14 protein-coding genes are annotated in these 15427 nt (G+C 71.5%); 6 read left to right on the top strand and 8 right to left on the bottom strand.

Going from position 1 to position 15427, the window contains the following annotated elements:
- Positions 1-88 precede the first annotated feature (88 nt).
- From KF737_RS04510 to KF737_RS04495, 4 genes are read left to right on the top strand one after another with little or no spacing between them, the layout of a single operon-like run.
- Positions 89-748: a sensor histidine kinase gene (locus KF737_RS04510; RefSeq protein ID WP_296450775.1), complete on the top strand. Its 660-nt coding sequence runs from the start codon at positions 89-91 to the stop codon at positions 746-748.
- Complete coding sequence (locus tag KF737_RS04505; RefSeq protein WP_296450773.1) at positions 745-1026, top strand: SemiSWEET family sugar transporter; 282 nt, start codon at positions 745-747, stop codon at positions 1024-1026. The genes KF737_RS04510 and KF737_RS04505 overlap by 4 nt, the downstream gene beginning before the upstream one ends.
- A 56-nt stretch (positions 1027-1082) precedes the next feature.
- Positions 1083-3368 (top strand): tetratricopeptide repeat protein, encoded by a 2286-nt coding sequence (locus KF737_RS04500; RefSeq protein WP_296450771.1) that lies wholly within the window; start codon positions 1083-1085, stop codon positions 3366-3368.
- Positions 3368-5632 carry a glycosyltransferase family 41 protein gene (locus tag KF737_RS04495; protein ID WP_296450769.1) on the top strand — a complete coding sequence of 755 codons (2265 nt, stop codon included), beginning with the start codon at positions 3368-3370 and terminating at the stop codon, positions 5630-5632. Before KF737_RS04500 ends, KF737_RS04495 begins: the two co-directional genes overlap by 1 nt.
- A gap of 58 nt (positions 5633-5690) precedes the next feature.
- On the opposite strand, the gene KF737_RS04490 is transcribed toward KF737_RS04495, so the two are convergent.
- Genes KF737_RS04490 through rfbF form a run of 7 tightly spaced genes read right to left on the bottom strand, consistent with a single transcriptional unit; the run spans position 5691 to position 11227 of the window.
- A complete protein-coding gene (locus tag KF737_RS04490; RefSeq protein ID WP_296450767.1) occupies positions 5691-6344 on the bottom strand; it encodes a hypothetical protein in 654 nt (217 codons plus the stop codon).
- On the bottom strand, positions 6341-7141 hold the full coding sequence (locus tag KF737_RS04485) for an NAD(P)-dependent oxidoreductase (RefSeq protein ID WP_296450766.1): 801 nt from the start codon (positions 7139-7141) through the stop codon (positions 6341-6343). The genes KF737_RS04490 and KF737_RS04485 overlap by 4 nt, the downstream gene beginning before the upstream one ends.
- Positions 7138-7629: a DapH/DapD/GlmU-related protein gene (locus KF737_RS04480; RefSeq protein WP_296450764.1), complete on the bottom strand. Its 492-nt coding sequence runs from the start codon at positions 7627-7629 to the stop codon at positions 7138-7140. The genes KF737_RS04485 and KF737_RS04480 overlap by 4 nt, the downstream gene beginning before the upstream one ends.
- On the bottom strand, positions 7622-8152 hold the full coding sequence (locus KF737_RS04475) for a dTDP-4-dehydrorhamnose 3,5-epimerase family protein (RefSeq protein WP_296450762.1): 531 nt from the start codon (positions 8150-8152) through the stop codon (positions 7622-7624). The genes KF737_RS04480 and KF737_RS04475 overlap by 8 nt, the downstream gene beginning before the upstream one ends.
- On the bottom strand, positions 8149-9390 hold the full coding sequence (locus KF737_RS04470; RefSeq protein ID WP_296450760.1) for a class I SAM-dependent methyltransferase: 1242 nt from the start codon (positions 9388-9390) through the stop codon (positions 8149-8151). Before KF737_RS04470 ends, KF737_RS04475 begins: the two co-directional genes overlap by 4 nt.
- A complete protein-coding gene (gene rfbG / locus KF737_RS04465) occupies positions 9387-10472 on the bottom strand; it encodes a CDP-glucose 4,6-dehydratase (RefSeq protein ID WP_296450758.1) in 1086 nt (361 codons plus the stop codon). The genes KF737_RS04470 and rfbG overlap by 4 nt, the downstream gene beginning before the upstream one ends.
- Positions 10460-11227, bottom strand: coding sequence for a glucose-1-phosphate cytidylyltransferase (gene rfbF / locus KF737_RS04460; protein WP_296450757.1), 768 nt, complete (start codon positions 11225-11227; stop codon positions 10460-10462). Before rfbF ends, rfbG begins: the two co-directional genes overlap by 13 nt.
- Positions 11228-11301: 74 nt before the next feature.
- Between rfbF and KF737_RS04455 the strand changes: the two genes are divergently transcribed.
- Positions 11302-12057, top strand: a complete 756-nt coding sequence (locus KF737_RS04455) for a sulfotransferase domain-containing protein (protein WP_296450756.1) — start codon at positions 11302-11304, stop codon at positions 12055-12057.
- A gap of 210 nt (positions 12058-12267) precedes the next feature.
- Positions 12268-13248, top strand: coding sequence for a M23 family metallopeptidase (locus tag KF737_RS04450; RefSeq protein WP_296450755.1), 981 nt, complete (start codon positions 12268-12270; stop codon positions 13246-13248).
- Between the two features lie 362 nt (positions 13249-13610).
- Here the strand turns inward: KF737_RS04450 and KF737_RS04445 are convergent, their stop codons facing one another.
- Positions 13611-15260, bottom strand: a complete 1650-nt coding sequence (locus KF737_RS04445; RefSeq protein ID WP_296450754.1) for a glycosyltransferase family 4 protein — start codon at positions 15258-15260, stop codon at positions 13611-13613.
- Positions 15261-15427 lie beyond the last annotated feature (167 nt).

Genomic DNA, 15427 nt, shown 5'->3' with positions numbered 1-15427 from the left:
TCGGCGACCGGCGACGCCGAGTCACAGCTACAGGCTGCGGGAGGTGGGATAATCTCGTCGGGTCGACGGCCGAACGACGGGAGACGGGATGGCCAATCCGATTACCGACAGCCCCGAGCAGGCGCTCGAGCGGCAGGCGGCCAGGGCGCGCGAGGTCGATCACAGGGTGAAGAACACCCTGCAGCTCATCTCCTCGATCGTTCTCCTCCAGGGCCGTCGCACGGGTGACGAGGGCGCCAGGACCGCGTTGCGCGCCGTGCAGCAGCGCGTCGCCGCCGTCAGCGTCTCGCACCGCCACGTCGGCTGGGTCGGCGACGCCGAGCAGGTGGAGCTGGCGGCGCTGGTCCGCGAGATCGTCGGCGACCTGGCCGGGTCGGCGGGCCGCGAAGGCGTCGAGATCGACCTGGACCTCGAGAGCGTGACCATCCCCGGCCGCCAGGGCGCGCCGATGGCCCTGCTGGTCAGCGAGGCGGTCGGCAACGCGCTGCGCCACGCCTATCCGGAAGACCGCACCGGCCGGGTGCGCGTGGCGCTGCGGCGGACCGAAGCCGGCTTCGAACTCTCCGTGGCCGACGACGGCGTCGGCATCCCGCCGGGCGCGCGCCCGAGCGGCTTCGGCCTGACGGTGGCGCAACTGATGGCGCAGCAGCTCCGCGGCAAACTCGTCACCGACGTGGCGCAACCCGGCGTGCGGCTTTCCGTTGTCGTCCCCATGGACAGCGACACCGTGCGGGCCGCGCCCCGATGATCTCCATCGCCGACGCGGTCGGCACGGGCGCCGCCCTGTGCTCGATGACCAGCTTCGTGCCGCAGATCGTGAAGATCCGGCGCGAACGCGACGCCTCGTCCGTGTCGCTGCGGATGTACGCCGTGACGGTCACCGGCTTCTCGCTCTGGATCGCCTACGGCGTGATGATCGGAAGCTGGCCCGTGGCCACGTCCAACGCCGTCTGCCTGGCGCTCTCGGCCACCATCCTGGCGCTGAAGTGGCGCTTCTCCCATGGGGCTGCGGCGACGGCGCCCTAGCCACGCGCGGCGGCGGGCCTTAAGCAGCCGGTTCCGTTCGGGTTGAAGGGCGCGGAATGAGCGATCGGTTGCAGGCGGCGCAGGCGGCGTTGAACGCGGGGCGGCGGGACGAGGCGATCGAGCACCTGCTCGCGGCCGTCGCCGAGGACCCGGCGCGCAACGCGCAGGTCTACCGCGTGCTGACCGCCAACCTCTACGGCGCGGGCCGGTTCGAGGAAGGCGCCGCGATCGGGGCCCAGGGCGCCAGGCGCCATCCCAAGGACTACGACCTGCTGAACACCTACGGCGTCCTGCTGCGCAAGGCGAAGCGCCAGGCCGAGGCCGTGCCGATCCTCGAAGCCGCCATCAAGCTCAACCCGAAGAACGCCGCGGCCCAGCAGAACCTGGGCAACGTGCTGCTCGACCTGCGCGAGGGCGCACGCGCCGAGGCGATGTTCAGCAAGCTCGTGCGCATCGACCCGCGCAACGCCGAGTACCAGCGCCAGATGGGCCGCGCGCTGCACCAGCAGGCCAGGATCGAGCCGGCCCTGACCCGCTTCCGCACCGCCATCAGCCTGAAGAAGGACAACGTCGACGCCTGGCTCGACATGGTGGGCGCGCTGAACGAGGAGTTCCGGACGGCCGAGGCCGAGGCGGCGCTGGACAAGGCGCTGGCGGCCAACCCCGGCGACCAACGGCTGCTGGAAGGCCGGGCGCTGATGTACCGGCGCTCGGGCCAGATGCGCCGGGCCGAACAGTTCCTGACCGAGCTTCTGCCGGCCAACCCGGACGCCGCCTGGCTGCATTGCCAGATCGGCCTCCTGGTGGCCGACTGGGACCGCGAGAAGGCGAACGCGCACCTGCGCCGCGCGGTCGAGCTGGAGCCCGACCGGCTGGACTACGCGGTCGCGCTCGTCGAGAGCCTGGAGCGCACGCGGCTGGGCGACGAAGGCGGCCACATCGAAGAGGCCTACCAGCTCGCGCTCACGCTGCTGCCGCGGAAGGGGGAGTTCGGCGACGCCGCCACCAAGATCATGACCGAGGTCTTCGTCCGCGTGGCCGACTATCACTCGATGGACGCGGTGGGCGACTTCAAGACCCTGGGCCGCGGCTGGGCCTCGACCGGTCGCCACACGGCGCTTCTGAAGCAGCTCGCGCGCGTCCAGAGCGACGAGGACCGGCTGGAGCTGATCGAGCAGCACCGCATCTGGGGCCGCGATGTGGAGAAGGGGGCCGCGCGCCGGCCCATCAAGCGCCCGCCGCCCAGGGCCGGCAACGGCAAGATCCGGCTGGGCTTCATGTCGTCGGACCTGCGCCAGCACCCCGTCGGCTACTTCGCGATGCCGCTGTTCGACCATGTCGACAACGAGCGGTTCGAGGTGTTCGTCTACTCGTACAACCTGGGCAAGGAGGACGCCGCCCAGCAGTACATCACGAGCCGCATCGCCGGCTATCGCTGGTGGCCGGACATCAGCGTGGGCGAGGCGGCCGAGAAGATCGCCGCGGACCAGCTCGACATCCTGATCGAACTGGGCGGGTCGACCCACATGAACAAGCTGGAGGTGATGGCCTACCGGCCCGCCCCGGTCCAGGCGTCGTGGCTGGGGTATCCGCACTCGGCGGGGCTGGACACGATCGACTACCTGGTCTGCGACCCCTACAACGTGCCGGAACGGCCCGAACTGCTGGTCGAGAAGCCGCTCCTGCTGCCCAAGAGCTGGATCGCGCTGGGCGCGCGCTTCTTCTCCAACGCGATCGAGATCCGCGAGGAGTTGCCGCAGGACCGCAATGGCTTCGTCACCTACGGGACCGCCAACAATCCGCACAAGTACACGAGCGAGCTGCTGCGGGCCTGGGCGCGAGTGGTCAAGGCCACGCCGAACTCCCGCTTCGCCTTCATCCGGCCGGAAGGCGGATCGGCGAGCTTCCGCGCCAACATCGAGCGGGAGTTCGCGCACGAGGGCGTGGGCGCGGACCGGCTCGTCTGGCACGTGGTGCGTGGCGCGCACCTGCCCCTCTACAACGAGGTCGACATCACGCTGGACACCTTCCCGCTGACGGGCGGCACGACCACGACCGAAACGCTGTGGATGGGCGTGCCCGTCGTGAGCCTGGTGGGCGCGGCGTTCTTCGAGCGGCTGAGCTACTCGATCCTCAACAACGCCGGCCTGGGCGACCTCTGCGCGACGAGCCTGGACGAGTTCCAGGCGATCTCCCTGAAGCTGGCGGCCGACACCGAACGGCGGCGCGCGATCCGCAGGACCATACGCGACACGCTGCGCATGAGCCCGCTGGGCCAGACCGAGCAGTTCGCGAAGGACTTCTACGACATGGTCCATCGCGCGTTGACCGAACGACGCTGATGGTCGACCGGCTGGCGGCGGCGAAGGCGGCGGCCGCCGCGGGACGGCGCGAGGCCGCGGTGGCCGAGCTGGAGGCGGCGATCGCCGAGGGGCCGCAGCCGGCCGTCGTGTGGCGGATGCTGGCGGCGCAACTCTTCGGCCTGGGCCGGATGGAGGACGCCGAGCGGCGCGCGGCCGAGGGGCTGACGGCCCACGCCGGCGACTACGACCTGACCAACACCCGCGGCGTGGCGCTGCGCCGCCTGAAGCGGCTGCCGGAGGCGGTGGCGGCGCTGGAGACCGCGGTCGCGATGCGGCCCGGGTTCCCGGCCGCCTTGCAGAACCTCGGCAACGCCCTGATGGACGCGCGGCGAAGCGCGAGGGCCGAGGAGGTCTATCGCGAGCTGATGCGGCTCGATCCCGCCGAACCAGGACATGTCTGGCGGCTGGGCCGCGCGCTCTGGCAGCAGGACAGGATCCCCGCGGCGACCGAGGCGGTCCGATCATCGCTCGCGATGGACCCGGACAACGTCGACATCCGGCTGGACCTCTCCACACTGCTCACGAACAGTCCGCTGCCGGCCGACGCCGTCACGGTTCTGGAGGACGGCATCCGCCGGCAACCGACCGAGCGGAGGCTTCTTGAGGCCAAGGCGGCGCTGCTGCGCCGGACGGGCCGGCGGGCCGAGGCGCAGGGGTTCCTGGACGCCGTCGAGACGCTCATCCCGGGCGCGGCCTGGACGCATTACGAGCGCGGCCGGCTGATCGCCGACAGCGACCGCAGGGCCGCCAACGCCGAGTTGCAGATCGCCCACGATCGGGCGCCGCACGACTCCGGCTACGCGCTGGCGCTCGCCGAGGGGCTGTCCCGCGACCGCTCGCCGACCGAGGGGGCGAGCCTGGACAAGGCCTATCGGCTGGCGCTCGAGGCCCTGCCGCGGAACACCGATCCCGGCGCGAAGATCCTGAGCGAGGTGCTGGCCCGCGCCTGCGACTTCGAGGCCGTGAAGCGGGTGGGCGGCTTCCGCGAGATGGGCCGCGCGTTCGCCAGCAGCGGCCGCCATTCGGCGTTCCTGGAGCAGATCCCCCGGGTGGCGAGCGACGCCGACCGGCTGGAGCTCCTCGAACAGCACCGCATGTGGGGGCGCAGGACCGAGACCTGGGCGGCCGGGGCGCCGGTGGCGCGGCCCAGGGCGCGGGCGGCCGACGGCAAGGTTCGCCTGGGGTTCCTGTCGTCCGACCTGCGCCGGCATGCGGTGGGCTACTTCGCCCTGCCGCTCTTCACCCACCGCGACCCGCGCTTCGAGCTGTTCGTCTATTCGCACCACCCCGGACGGGACGATCCCGTGAAGACGCAGGTGGCGCAGACGGCGACCGTGCGCCTGCTGGACGGGCTCCAGAGCCGCGCGTCGGCCCAGGCGATCGCTGACGACGGGCTGGACCTGCTGATCGACCTGGGCGGATCGACCCGGTTCAACCGCGTGGAGGTGATGGCGTTTCGCGCGGCGCCGAGGCAGGCGAGCTGGCTCGGCTACCCGCATTCGGTGGGACTCTCCTGCGTCGACTGGTTCGTCTGCGACCCCCTCAATGCGCCTGAGCGGCCCGAGCTGATGATCGAGCAGCCGCTGACGCTGCCGACGAGCTGGATCACCCTCGGCGAGCACGTCTTCACCGACGAGCCGGCCGTGGCCGCCGACCCGCCGAGCGCCCGGAACGGCTTCGTGACCTTCGGCACGGCGAACAACCCCTACAAGTACAACCCCGGCACGCTCGACGCCTGGGCGAAGGTCGTCGCCGCGGTCCCGGACAGCCGGTTCATGGTCCTGCGGCCCGAAGCGGGTTCGGCGGCCTTCCGCGCCAACATCGCGGCGGCGTTCGCGGCCGAGGGCGTGGGCGCCGAACGGCTGGTCTGGCGCGTGGTGCGCGGCGGCCACCTCGCGCACTACGGCGACATGGACGTGAGCCTCGACACCTTCCCGCTGACGGGCGGCACGACCACCACCGAGAGCCTCTGGATGGGCGTGCCGGTGGTGAGCCTGGTCGGGCCGGCGTTCTACGAGCGGCTGAGCTACTCGATCCTGACCAACGCAGGCCTGGGCGACCTCTGCGCGCGGGACGTGGACGGCTACGTCGGGATCGCGACCCGCCTCGCGGCCGACGCCGGGCGCCGCCGTACGCTCAGGGCCACCCTGCGCGCCGATCTCCGTGCGGGCCCCCTGGGCCGCACCGCCGACTTCGCCCGCGACTTCTACGACACGATGTGGAACGCCGTGCGCGGCGGCTAGAGCGCGTTCCGAAAAGTGGGAGCCGGTTTTCGGAATAAACGCGCGACAAGACAAAAACCTAGAGCCGGAAGTATTCCTGCAGCAGGTCGTCCGGGCGGGGCTGGAACGCCAGGTCCGCGCCGCCCGAGCGGAAGGCGATGACGCCCTCGGGGACGGTCTTGTTGATGGCGCTGGTCCCCTGGCTCAGCACCGAGTCGCTGCCGATCACCGAGCGGCCGATGACGGCGCAGTTGGGGTAGATCACCACCCGGTCGCCGATGACCGGGATCTCGTCCTTGTGCCGGCCCACGGTCGAGTTCTGGTAGAGGACCAGGTGGTTCCCGTAGGTGGCCTTGGCGAGCACGATGCCGACCGAGTGGCCGATGTAGAACACCGGCGGCATGGCGATCTCGTAGAAGAGGTCGATGCCGTTCAGCGCCTTGTTCATCAGGAAGAGGCGCGTGGCCGCGGCGGTCTCGTTCGAGCGCCGGTACATGGTGTTGGCGAGGTAGTAGAGGAAGATGCAGTGCTGCGAGGATTGCAGCACGTTGAACTGGTCGGGCCGCCAGGGGGCGCAGGCGTTGATGCAATGGTGCATCCGCTCCAGCGCCTCGTCGAGGTGGGCGTCGACCGCGGCGCGGAACGCGGCCTCGCGCCCGTCGGGCGCGATGGCGGCGCACTGGGCCGTCAGGTAGCCGATCAGGCTCTCGCGGGTGTGGTCCAGCAGCTTCAAGCGGGAAGCCCTTCCAGATAGGCGGCGACCACATCCTCCACCGGCCGCGCGGCGACGCCAAGGCCGGCCAGGCGCTCGACGGCGGCGTTGGGGGGCGCAGGCGGATTGGCGTCGCCCGTGAACTTCACCCAGAAACCCCTGGCCTCGAAGACGCGGGCGATCTCGGCGTTGGTGGTGAGGCGGCCGGCGGCGACGTTGAAGATCCCCTGCCCGCGCTCGGCGATGGCGATGAGGGCGGCGACCGTGTCGTCGAGGTGGATGTAGTCGCGGGCGATGTTGGGGCTGGATTGCAGGACGAGGTCGCGGTTGGCCCGCGCCTCGATCAGCCACTCGGAGAGGAAGCCCGGCGCGCCGTCTTCCCAGTCGAAGACGTTGGAGAGGCGTGCGACCGCGCCGCGGCCGCCGCTGCGGGCCAGGGTCAGGTTCTCGCCCAGCGCCTTGGAGAGGTCGTAGACGCGGCGCGGGTCGGCGGGATCGAGGACCAGCGGCTCGGCCTCGTGGACGACGTCCTTGCGCTGGCCGTCGTAGAGGCGGGTCGACGAGCAGTAGACGAGCTTGTCGAAGCGGCCCGCCTCGATGATCCGGCTCACCAGCGTGGAATGCGCCTCGACGGTGTCGAACGGGCGGCGGTCGTAGTCGGCGGTGAGGCCGGCGCAGTAGAAGACCGTGCCGAGGTCGCGGGCCAGGAGGTCGGGGTCGCCGCGGGCCGGGACCCAGGGATCGAGGCCGGCGTCCCGGAGCCGGGCCGTGAGGCGGGCGCCCACGAAGCCTGCGCCCCCCAGGACGGTGACCGTCATTCGCCGCGCGCCCCGATGCGCCGCGCGGGCGTGCCGCCGTAGATGGCGTAGGCCTCGACCTCGCCGCGGACCACCGCGCCGGCCGCGATCACGCAGCCCTTGCGCAGGACGGCGCCGTCCAGCAGCACCACCCCCGAGCCCAGCCAGCAGTCGTCCTCGATGACGATGCCGCCCCTGGAGGGCTGGAAGCCCTGGTCCCGGATCATGCGCGAACGGTCGGCGATCGCGTGGTTGGTGGGGGCGAGCGTGCAGTTGGCGGCGATCGCCACGCCCTCGCCGATCCTGACGCCGTTGCCCGTGTAGATGACGGTGCCGGAGTTGATGGCGGTGTCGGCCCCGATGACCACGTCGCCCGAGCCGCCGGCCGGCTTGATCTTCACGAAGCTGTCGATCATCACGCGCGGCCCGATCTCGATGAGGCTGCCGCGCACGGAGTCCTCGATGTCGGCGAGCTTCGAGATGCGCGCTGTCGGGTCGACCTTAAGCATCGTAGTCAGGATAGGTGGCGTCGCGATCCGAGATCAACGACGGCCTGTGCGGCCAGGCGACGCCGAAGGCCGGGTCGTCCCAGCGGACGCCGGCGTCGTGGCCGGGGCGGTAGGCGGGGGCGATCTGGTAGAGCACGTCGGTGTCGGCCTCCAGGGTCAGGAAGCCGTGCGCGACGCCCTCGGGGATGAAGAGCGCCATCAGGTTGTCGGCCGACAGCTCCTCGGCGATCCACTGGCGATGGGTGGGGCTCCCCGGCCGCAGGTCGACCGCCACGTCGAAGACGCGGCCGCGGGTGACGCGCACCAGCTTGGCCTCGGCATGGGGCGCGGCCTGGTAGTGCAGGCCGCGCAGGGTCAAGGCGTGCGGGTTGCAGGAGAGGCTGGTCTGGGCCGGCGCGAAGGCGACGCCGGCGGCGGCGAACTCGTCCGGGCAGTGCAGGCGCGCGAAGGCGCCGCGCGCGTCGCGGTGCGGCTCGGCGGCCACGCGGAAGACGCCGGCCAGCTTGGTGCGCGAGAACTTCAACCTTGAAGCACCTGGGTCTCGGGCGAGGCCACGACGAAGCGGCCGCCCCAGTCGGCGATGAAGGAAAGCTGCGTCGTGATCTCGTCCTTCAGGTTCCAGGGCAGGATCAGGACGTAGTCGGGGCGGGTCTTGCGGACGGCCTCGGGGCTGCGGACCGGCACGTGGCTGCCCGGCAGGTAGCGGCCCTGCTTGGCGGGGTTCATGTCGTAGGCCTCGACGATGTCGTCGCGGGTGACGCCGCAGTAGTTGAGGAAGGTGTTGCCCTTGGCCGCCGCCCCGTAGGCGGCGATCGCCTTGCCGTCGTCGCGGGCGTCGCGGACGAAGGCGAGGAAGCTGTCGCGCACGGCCTCGACGCGGGCCGCATAGCCTTCGTAGGTCGCGATGCGGTCGAGGCCGGCCGCGGACTCCGTCGCCCGCAGGGCCCGGAGCGCGTCGGTCTCCTCGTGGCCGGAGGCCCGGTGGCAGCAGAAGAGGCGCAGCGAGCCGCCGTGGGTCGGCAGAAGTTCAACATCGAAGGGTCGCAGGCCATGGGCGTTCAGCACCTGCTCCACGGCGACCAGCGAGAGGTAGGAATAGTGCTCGTGGTAGATGGTGTCGAACTGCACCTTCTCGATGAGGTTCAGCAGGTGCGGGAACTCGAAGGTCAGCACACCCTGCGGCTTCAGCACGAGGGGGAAGCCGGCGACGAAGGCGTTCAGGTCGGGCACGTGGGCCAGGACGTTGTTGGCGGCCATCAGGTCGGCGCGGTCGCCGCGGGCGGCAAGGTTCGCGCCTGTTTCAGCGTTGAAGAACACCACGTCGGTGCGCACGCCGACGGCGCGGGCGGCTTCGGCGGTGTTGGCCGTGGGCTCGATGCCGAGGACGGGGATGTCCTTGGCCAGGAAGTGCTTCAGCAGGTAGCCGTCGTTGCTGGCCACCTCGACGACGAGGGAGTCCGGCCCCAGGCCGAAGCGTTCGGTCATCGCCTCGGCGTAGAGGCGCGCGTGCTCGACCCAGCCCGGCGAGAACGACGAGAAGTAGGCGTAGCCGGCGTCGAAGATCGCCTCGGCCGGCACGTCGTGGTCGGCCTGCACCAGGAAGCAGCGGTCGCAGACGCGGGTGTGGAGCGGGAAGACCGGCTCGTCTCCCGCCGCCAGTTGCTCGGGCGTCAGGTAGCTGTTGGCCAGCGGCTGGAGGCCCAGGTCCAGGAAGGTGCGCGTCAGCGGCGCCCGACAGAAGCGGCAGGTGGGGGCGGTCATCCGAGGTCTCGATTGGCGAGGGCTTCGTAGCCCTCGATCTGCTCGACGCACAAGCCGAGCGGCGACTCGCCGGCCGCCTCGCGGGCGTACCAGTCCATGGTCAGCGCCACGGCCTGCGGCGCGTCGAGGCGGCTCTCGAAGCCCAGCGCCCGCCTGGCGAGTCCGGCGTCGATGGCCAGCGCCCTGGCCTCCAGCGACGCCGGGTCGGGCCGGTGGACCCAGGGCTTGCCGCCCAGCGCCTCGACGCCCAGCGTGGCGAGCTCGCCGACGGTGACCTCCGGGCCGCCGGGCCGCGGGCCGAAGTTCACCGCGCGGGGCGCGTCGGGCCGGGTGGCCAGCGCCTCGATCAGGGTGAAGTAGCCGGCGAGGCAGTCCAGCACATGCTGCCACGGCCGCGTCGCCTCGGGATGGCGCAGCACCACGGCCTCGCCGCCGCGCGCGGCGCGCACGATGTCGGCCACGAGGCGATCGCGGGAGAAGTCACCGCCGCCGATCACGTTGCCGCCGCGGGCCGAGCCCACCGGGACGGCCGGGAAGTAGCTCCTGGCGAAGCTCTGCACGACGATCTCGGCGGCCGCCTTGGAGGCCGAGTACGGGTCCTTGCCGCCGAGGTTGTCGCCCTCGACGAAGGCGGTCCCGGCGTCGTTGTTGGCGTAGACCTTGTCCGAGGTGATCACGAGCACGGCCTGCAGGGCGGGCTGGCGCCGCAGCGCCTGCAGCAGGTTGGCCGTGCCCATGACGTTGGTGGCGAAGGTCCCGATGGGGTCCTCGACCGAGGTCCGCACGATGGCCTGCGCGGCCATGTGCAGCACGAGGTCGAACTCGCGGCCGGCCAGCGCCGCGTCGAGCGCCTTCGGCGCGCGGATGTCGGCGACCTGCGCGTCGATCAGCGCCGCCACGCCGGCCAGGTCGAACAGGTTCGGCTTCTGGTCGGGCTTCAGCGCCACGCCGGTCACCCGGGCGCCCAGCCGGGTCAGCCAGATCGCCGCCCACGCGCCCTTGAACCCGGTGTGGCCGGTGAGCAGGACGCGCTTGCCGTTCCAGAAGGCCGGGTTCAGCGCCGCCCCGCTCACCGCCGCCACGGCGCCTCGCCGGAGGCCCAGAGCGCCTCGAGGACGTTCTTGTCGCGGAGCGTGTCCATGGCGGCCCAGAAGCCGTCGTGGCGGTACGACATCAGCTCGCCGTCGGCGGCAAGGCCCTCCAGCGGCTCGCGCTCCCAGATGGTGGGGTCGCCGTCGATGCGGTCGATGACCGACGGGTTCAGCACGAAGAAACCGCCGTTGATCAGGCCCTGGTCGCCCGGCGGCTTCTCCACGAAGCGGTCGACGCGGCCGTCGTTGATCTCCAGCGCGCCGAAGCGGCCGGGCGGGGCGACGGCGGTGATGGTGGCGGCCTTGCCGTGGCCCTTGTGGAACTCGGCCAGCGCCTTCAGGTCCACGTCGGAGACGCCGTCGCCGTAGGTCATGAAGAAGGGGGTGTTGGCCGGGAGGTACTTCGCCACCCGCTTCAGCCGCCCGCCCGTCATGGTCTCGGCGCCGGTGTCGACGAGGGTCACCTTCCAGGGCTCGTGCTTGGTGGCGTGGTATTCGACGTCGCCCGACTTCAGGTCGACGGTCAGGTCGGAATTGTGCAGCACATAGTTGGCGAAATACTCCTTCACCACATAGCCGCGGTAGCCCAGGCAGACGATGAAGTCGTTGAATCCGTAGGACGAATACAGCTTCATGATGTGCCAGAGGATCGGCCGGCCGCCGATCTCGATCATCGGCTTCGGCTTGAACTGGCTCTCCTCGGAGATGCGCGTGCCGAGGCCGCCGGCCAGGATCACAGTCTTCATGCGGCCCTCTTAACGGACGCCGCGCGCCGGCCAAAGCCTCTTGCCCCGAAGGCCGCCGCGCGGGATGGGAAGCGATGGCCGCGCCGCGCCCCGCCCCGCTCGTGAACTTCCTGGTCGCCGGCGTGCAGAAGGGCGGCACGACGGCCCTCTTCGACTACCTCGGCGACTACGGCGACGTCGCGTTGCCGTCCGAGAAGGAGCTGCACTTCTTCGACGACGAGGGGCAGGACTGGAGCCATCCCGACTATGACGGCTACCACGCCCGCTTCCCCCAGGTCCCCGATGGGGTCGCGGGCCGGCCGGCGGGCGAGGCGACGCCGATCTACGCCTACTGGCCGAAGAGCCTGGAGCGGATCGCGGCCTACAATCCGGCGATGAAGCTGATCCTGGTGCTGCGCGACCCCGTCGAGCGGGCCTGGTCGCACTGGCGCATGGAAACGGCGCGCGGCGTCGAGACGAACCCGTTCGGCTGGTGCGTGCGCGAGGGCCGCCGGCGGCTGCTGGACGCCGAACCCTGGGGCCATCACCGCGAATTCAGCTACGTCGAGCGCGGCTTCTACGGCGAGCAGATGGAGCGGGCGCTGGGGCTGTTCGCGAGGGACCAGGTGCTGGTGCTGGCGTCGGACGCGCTGCGGGCCGACCACGGCGCGGCGCTGGCGCAGGTGCGCGGCTTCCTGGGCCTCGACGGCGCGCCGACGCCGGCGGCGCGGGAGAGCCACGTGGGGCCCGAGGCCGGCGCGCCGGACGCGGCGGACGTCACCTTCCTGCGCCACGTCTATGCCGCCGACGCCGAGCGGCTGGCGGCGTCGACGGGGATACGTTTCGGCTAGCTCAACTTCCGCTCATCCCGGCGAATGCCGGGACCCAGATCCAAAGGTGCAGAGGTTGGTTGGAGGACCTCAGAGCCCGCGGCCTTCGCCCAAGAGCCATTCCATCTGGGTCCCGGCGTTCGCCGGGATGAGCGGCATTGAGTTGAGCGGTATTGAGCAAGCCGCCGTGGCGGCCACAGTTTCGACCCCGCGCCGAAGGAGGCTCGGCCGATGCACCGTCTCGCCCTCCCCGCCCTGGCGGCGTTCTCGGCCCTCGGGCTGAGCGCCGCCGCGCCGCCCGGCGCCCCGACCTTCGTCCTGCCCATCGCCTGCGAGCCCGGCCGGACCTGCGAGATCCAGCACTACGTCGACCGCGATCCCGGCCCCGGAACGCGCGATTACCGCTGCGGGCCCGAGACCTACGACGGGCACACCGGCGTCGACATCCGCCTGCCCGACATGGCGGCCCAGCGGCGGGGCGTGACCGTGCTCGCCGCCGCCGCGGGCAGGGTGCGCTACATCCGCGACGGCGTGCCCGACCAGCCGCCCGGCCATTCCACCGGCCCGACCAACGGTTGCGGCAACGCGGTGTCGATCGACCACGGGGGCGGCTGGCTGACCGCCTACTGCCACATGGCGAACGGCAGCGTGACGGTGAAGCCGGGCCAGGCGGTGGCGGCGGGCCAGCCGCTGGGGAAGGTCGGCGTCACCGGCATGAGCGACTTCCCGCACCTGCACTTCGACGTGCGCCACGGCGACCGGGTGGTCGACCCGTTCGCACCGGATGCGGCCTCGGCCTGCAACGCGCGCCAGGCGTCGCTGTGGACGCCCGGCGCGGCGGCGAAGCTGGCCTACCGGCAGGGCGTCGTGCTGAACGCGGGCTTCACCGCCGTGCAGCCCAGCAAGGACGACGTCGAGCTGGCGACCGTGGAGCCCTTCGCGGGCGCGGCCTCGCCGTGGATGATCTTCTACGTCCGCGCCATCGGCCTGCTGCCGGGCGACGAGGCGGAGCTGACGCTGAAGGCGCCGGACGGGACCACGCTGGCCACGGTGCGCCGCCCGCCGCTGGCCCGGTGGCGCGCCGAGGACTTCAACCTCATCGGCAAGCGGCGGCCGGCCACGGGCTGGCCCAAGGGGCGCTACGTGGGCGACTACCGCGTCTGGCGCGCCGGCAAGGTGGCCGTCAGCCGCCGTGTCGAGGTGGCGCTGTAGGACACGCGAGCTGAGCCGGCTGCGCGCCGCAGGCGCCTTCATTTGGAACCACGGACCACACGAACCACACGGACGGATTCCGGGGCGCAGCAGCCGCGTCGGTGTGGTCCGTGTGGTCCGTGGTTGAATCGAAGCGGCGCTGACGCGCCCCCGAGGCTGGAAGGCTCGCACAGGGAAGCGTTCGCGGAATGTGGATTGGCGCTCGGGCCAACGGCGTTGAACGACTCGTGATGCGCCACCGCCTTTGCCGTGGCGCAGCTTTCGGCTAGGTTTCGGGCGTCAGCCTAGCTCTCCATGGCTGTGTCGCTTTGGCCGGGTGGCGGATCGCGAGATCGGCCGTCCGGCCTTTCGCGTTTCGGGCCTCAGGCGGCCGGGTGGATCGTCACCACGTCGTGCCGGGCCAGCCACAGCAGGCCGCGCTCCAGGAAATTGCGGCGCCCTTCGGGGATCAGTTCCCGCAGGCGGGCGACGGGGGCCGCCCCGTGTTCGGCCAGGAAGGCGATCACCGTCTCGCACTCGGCCGGGGTCGGCCGGTTGAAGCGGCTGTACGCGGCCATCGGCGCGTCCAGGCGGGCCTTGGCGGCGGGCCAGTCCATGCCGGGATTGATCGCCAGGACGTCGCCCGGCTGCAGGTGGCGCGTGGGGTAGCCGGCGAAGAGGGTGTAGGGGTCGGGCCGATAGGGGTTGACGCGCGGCGGCGCAGGCGGGTGAGCGCGGCGTCGGGCGTCCTGCTCGGCCCAGAGCGCCTGGTACTGCGGAATGATCGCCGCCCAGTCGAACACCTCGCGCGCCTGGCGCTGGGCCTGGGCGCCCAGCGTGCGGCGCAGGTCCGCGTCCTCGAACAGCCGGAGCAGCGCCTCCTCGGCCTTCTGGAGGTCGACGGCGACGTACTGGGCCGTGGCGCCGACGTAGTTGTCGTAGGTGATCCAGGCGTTCTCGAAGTAATAGGCGAGATCGCCGCCGAAGTTCGGGCGGGGCGCGGTGGTCGGGATGCGGACGCCGTCCAGGCCGTCGCGGACGGTGTCCCTGTAGCCGTTCCAGTCGCTGACCACGCAGGGCAGGCCGGCCGCCATCGCCTCGACCGGCGTGAGCCCGAACGTCTCCTGGATGTTGTCGGAGAAGCTGATGAAGAGGTCGGCGACCGACCAGATCGAGAAGCGGACGTCGGCCGGGCGGCCGTCGACGTGGACATAGCGCACCGAAGGGCACAGCTTGGCGGTCTCGCCGTGGTAGACGGCCTCGGTGCCGGCGGGCTCGATCCAGCCCGAGTTGACCCACCAGATCTCCTTGCTGGTGCGCCGCGCCGCGCGCTCGAGGGCCATGGCCATCAGCGCCGGGTTCATCTTCACCTTCACCTGGAAGCGGCCGACGTAGAGGACGACGATGGCGTCGTCGGGGATTCCGAGTTGTTCGCGCCAGCGCTTGCGGTCGGCCGGCGAGGTCTGGAAGTCGCCGCAGTTGACGCCGAGCGGGATGGTGACGCGCTGCAATTCGGGGCTGCGGCGGGGCCCGTGCAGCTCGGCCAGGTGCTCGCGCACCATCTGGAGCTGGGTCTCGACGGCGCCGCGGACGGCGGACGAGGTGCAGATGAGGGCGTCGTAGTCCCGCAGCGGGGCGGTGAGCAGGTCGCCGATGATCCGCATGGTGCGGCCGGTGGCGGTGGTGTGGGTGATGCCGGTCAGCGCGTAGAGCTGCTGGCCGATCGCGCGGCGGCGCCAGGCCTCGGCGTCGATGCCGGGCGACGGATAGTTGAGCGCGCCGGCCTCGGCGAGGCGGCCGCGGGCGGTCTGGCCGATCCAGTTGATCGGCCGCCCCGGCGCCTCGATGCGCTGCACCAGGGCGTCGAGTTCCGCCTGCGGCCGGCCGGCGGCGTTCCAGAAATGGAAACGGTCGACGTCGGCGTGGCGCACGAAGCCGCGCAGGAAGCTCTCGCCGGCCGAGTGCCGCCCGAGGAGCGCCTCCCCGGACGTGTCGAAGGCGTTGGGGTGGAGGTAGATGGCGGCGTTGGACATCGGTGACGGCTCATAGCCCGGCCGGCGGGACGCGCAAAGCGCGGGCGGTCCTGGCGAGACGGCGGAAATATGGATCCCGGCCGCAGCGTAGCGGAGAGCCGGGACCCAGGGGCGCCGGACTCAGAGCTTGAAGCCCCTGGGTCCCCAGGGCCATCGCATATGGCTTG

The organism is Phenylobacterium sp., assembly GCF_019636135.1.
In the GTDB taxonomy this organism is placed as follows: Bacteria; Pseudomonadota; Alphaproteobacteria; order Caulobacterales; family Caulobacteraceae; genus Phenylobacterium.
This window is presented reverse-complemented; position numbering and strand designations above follow the sequence as displayed.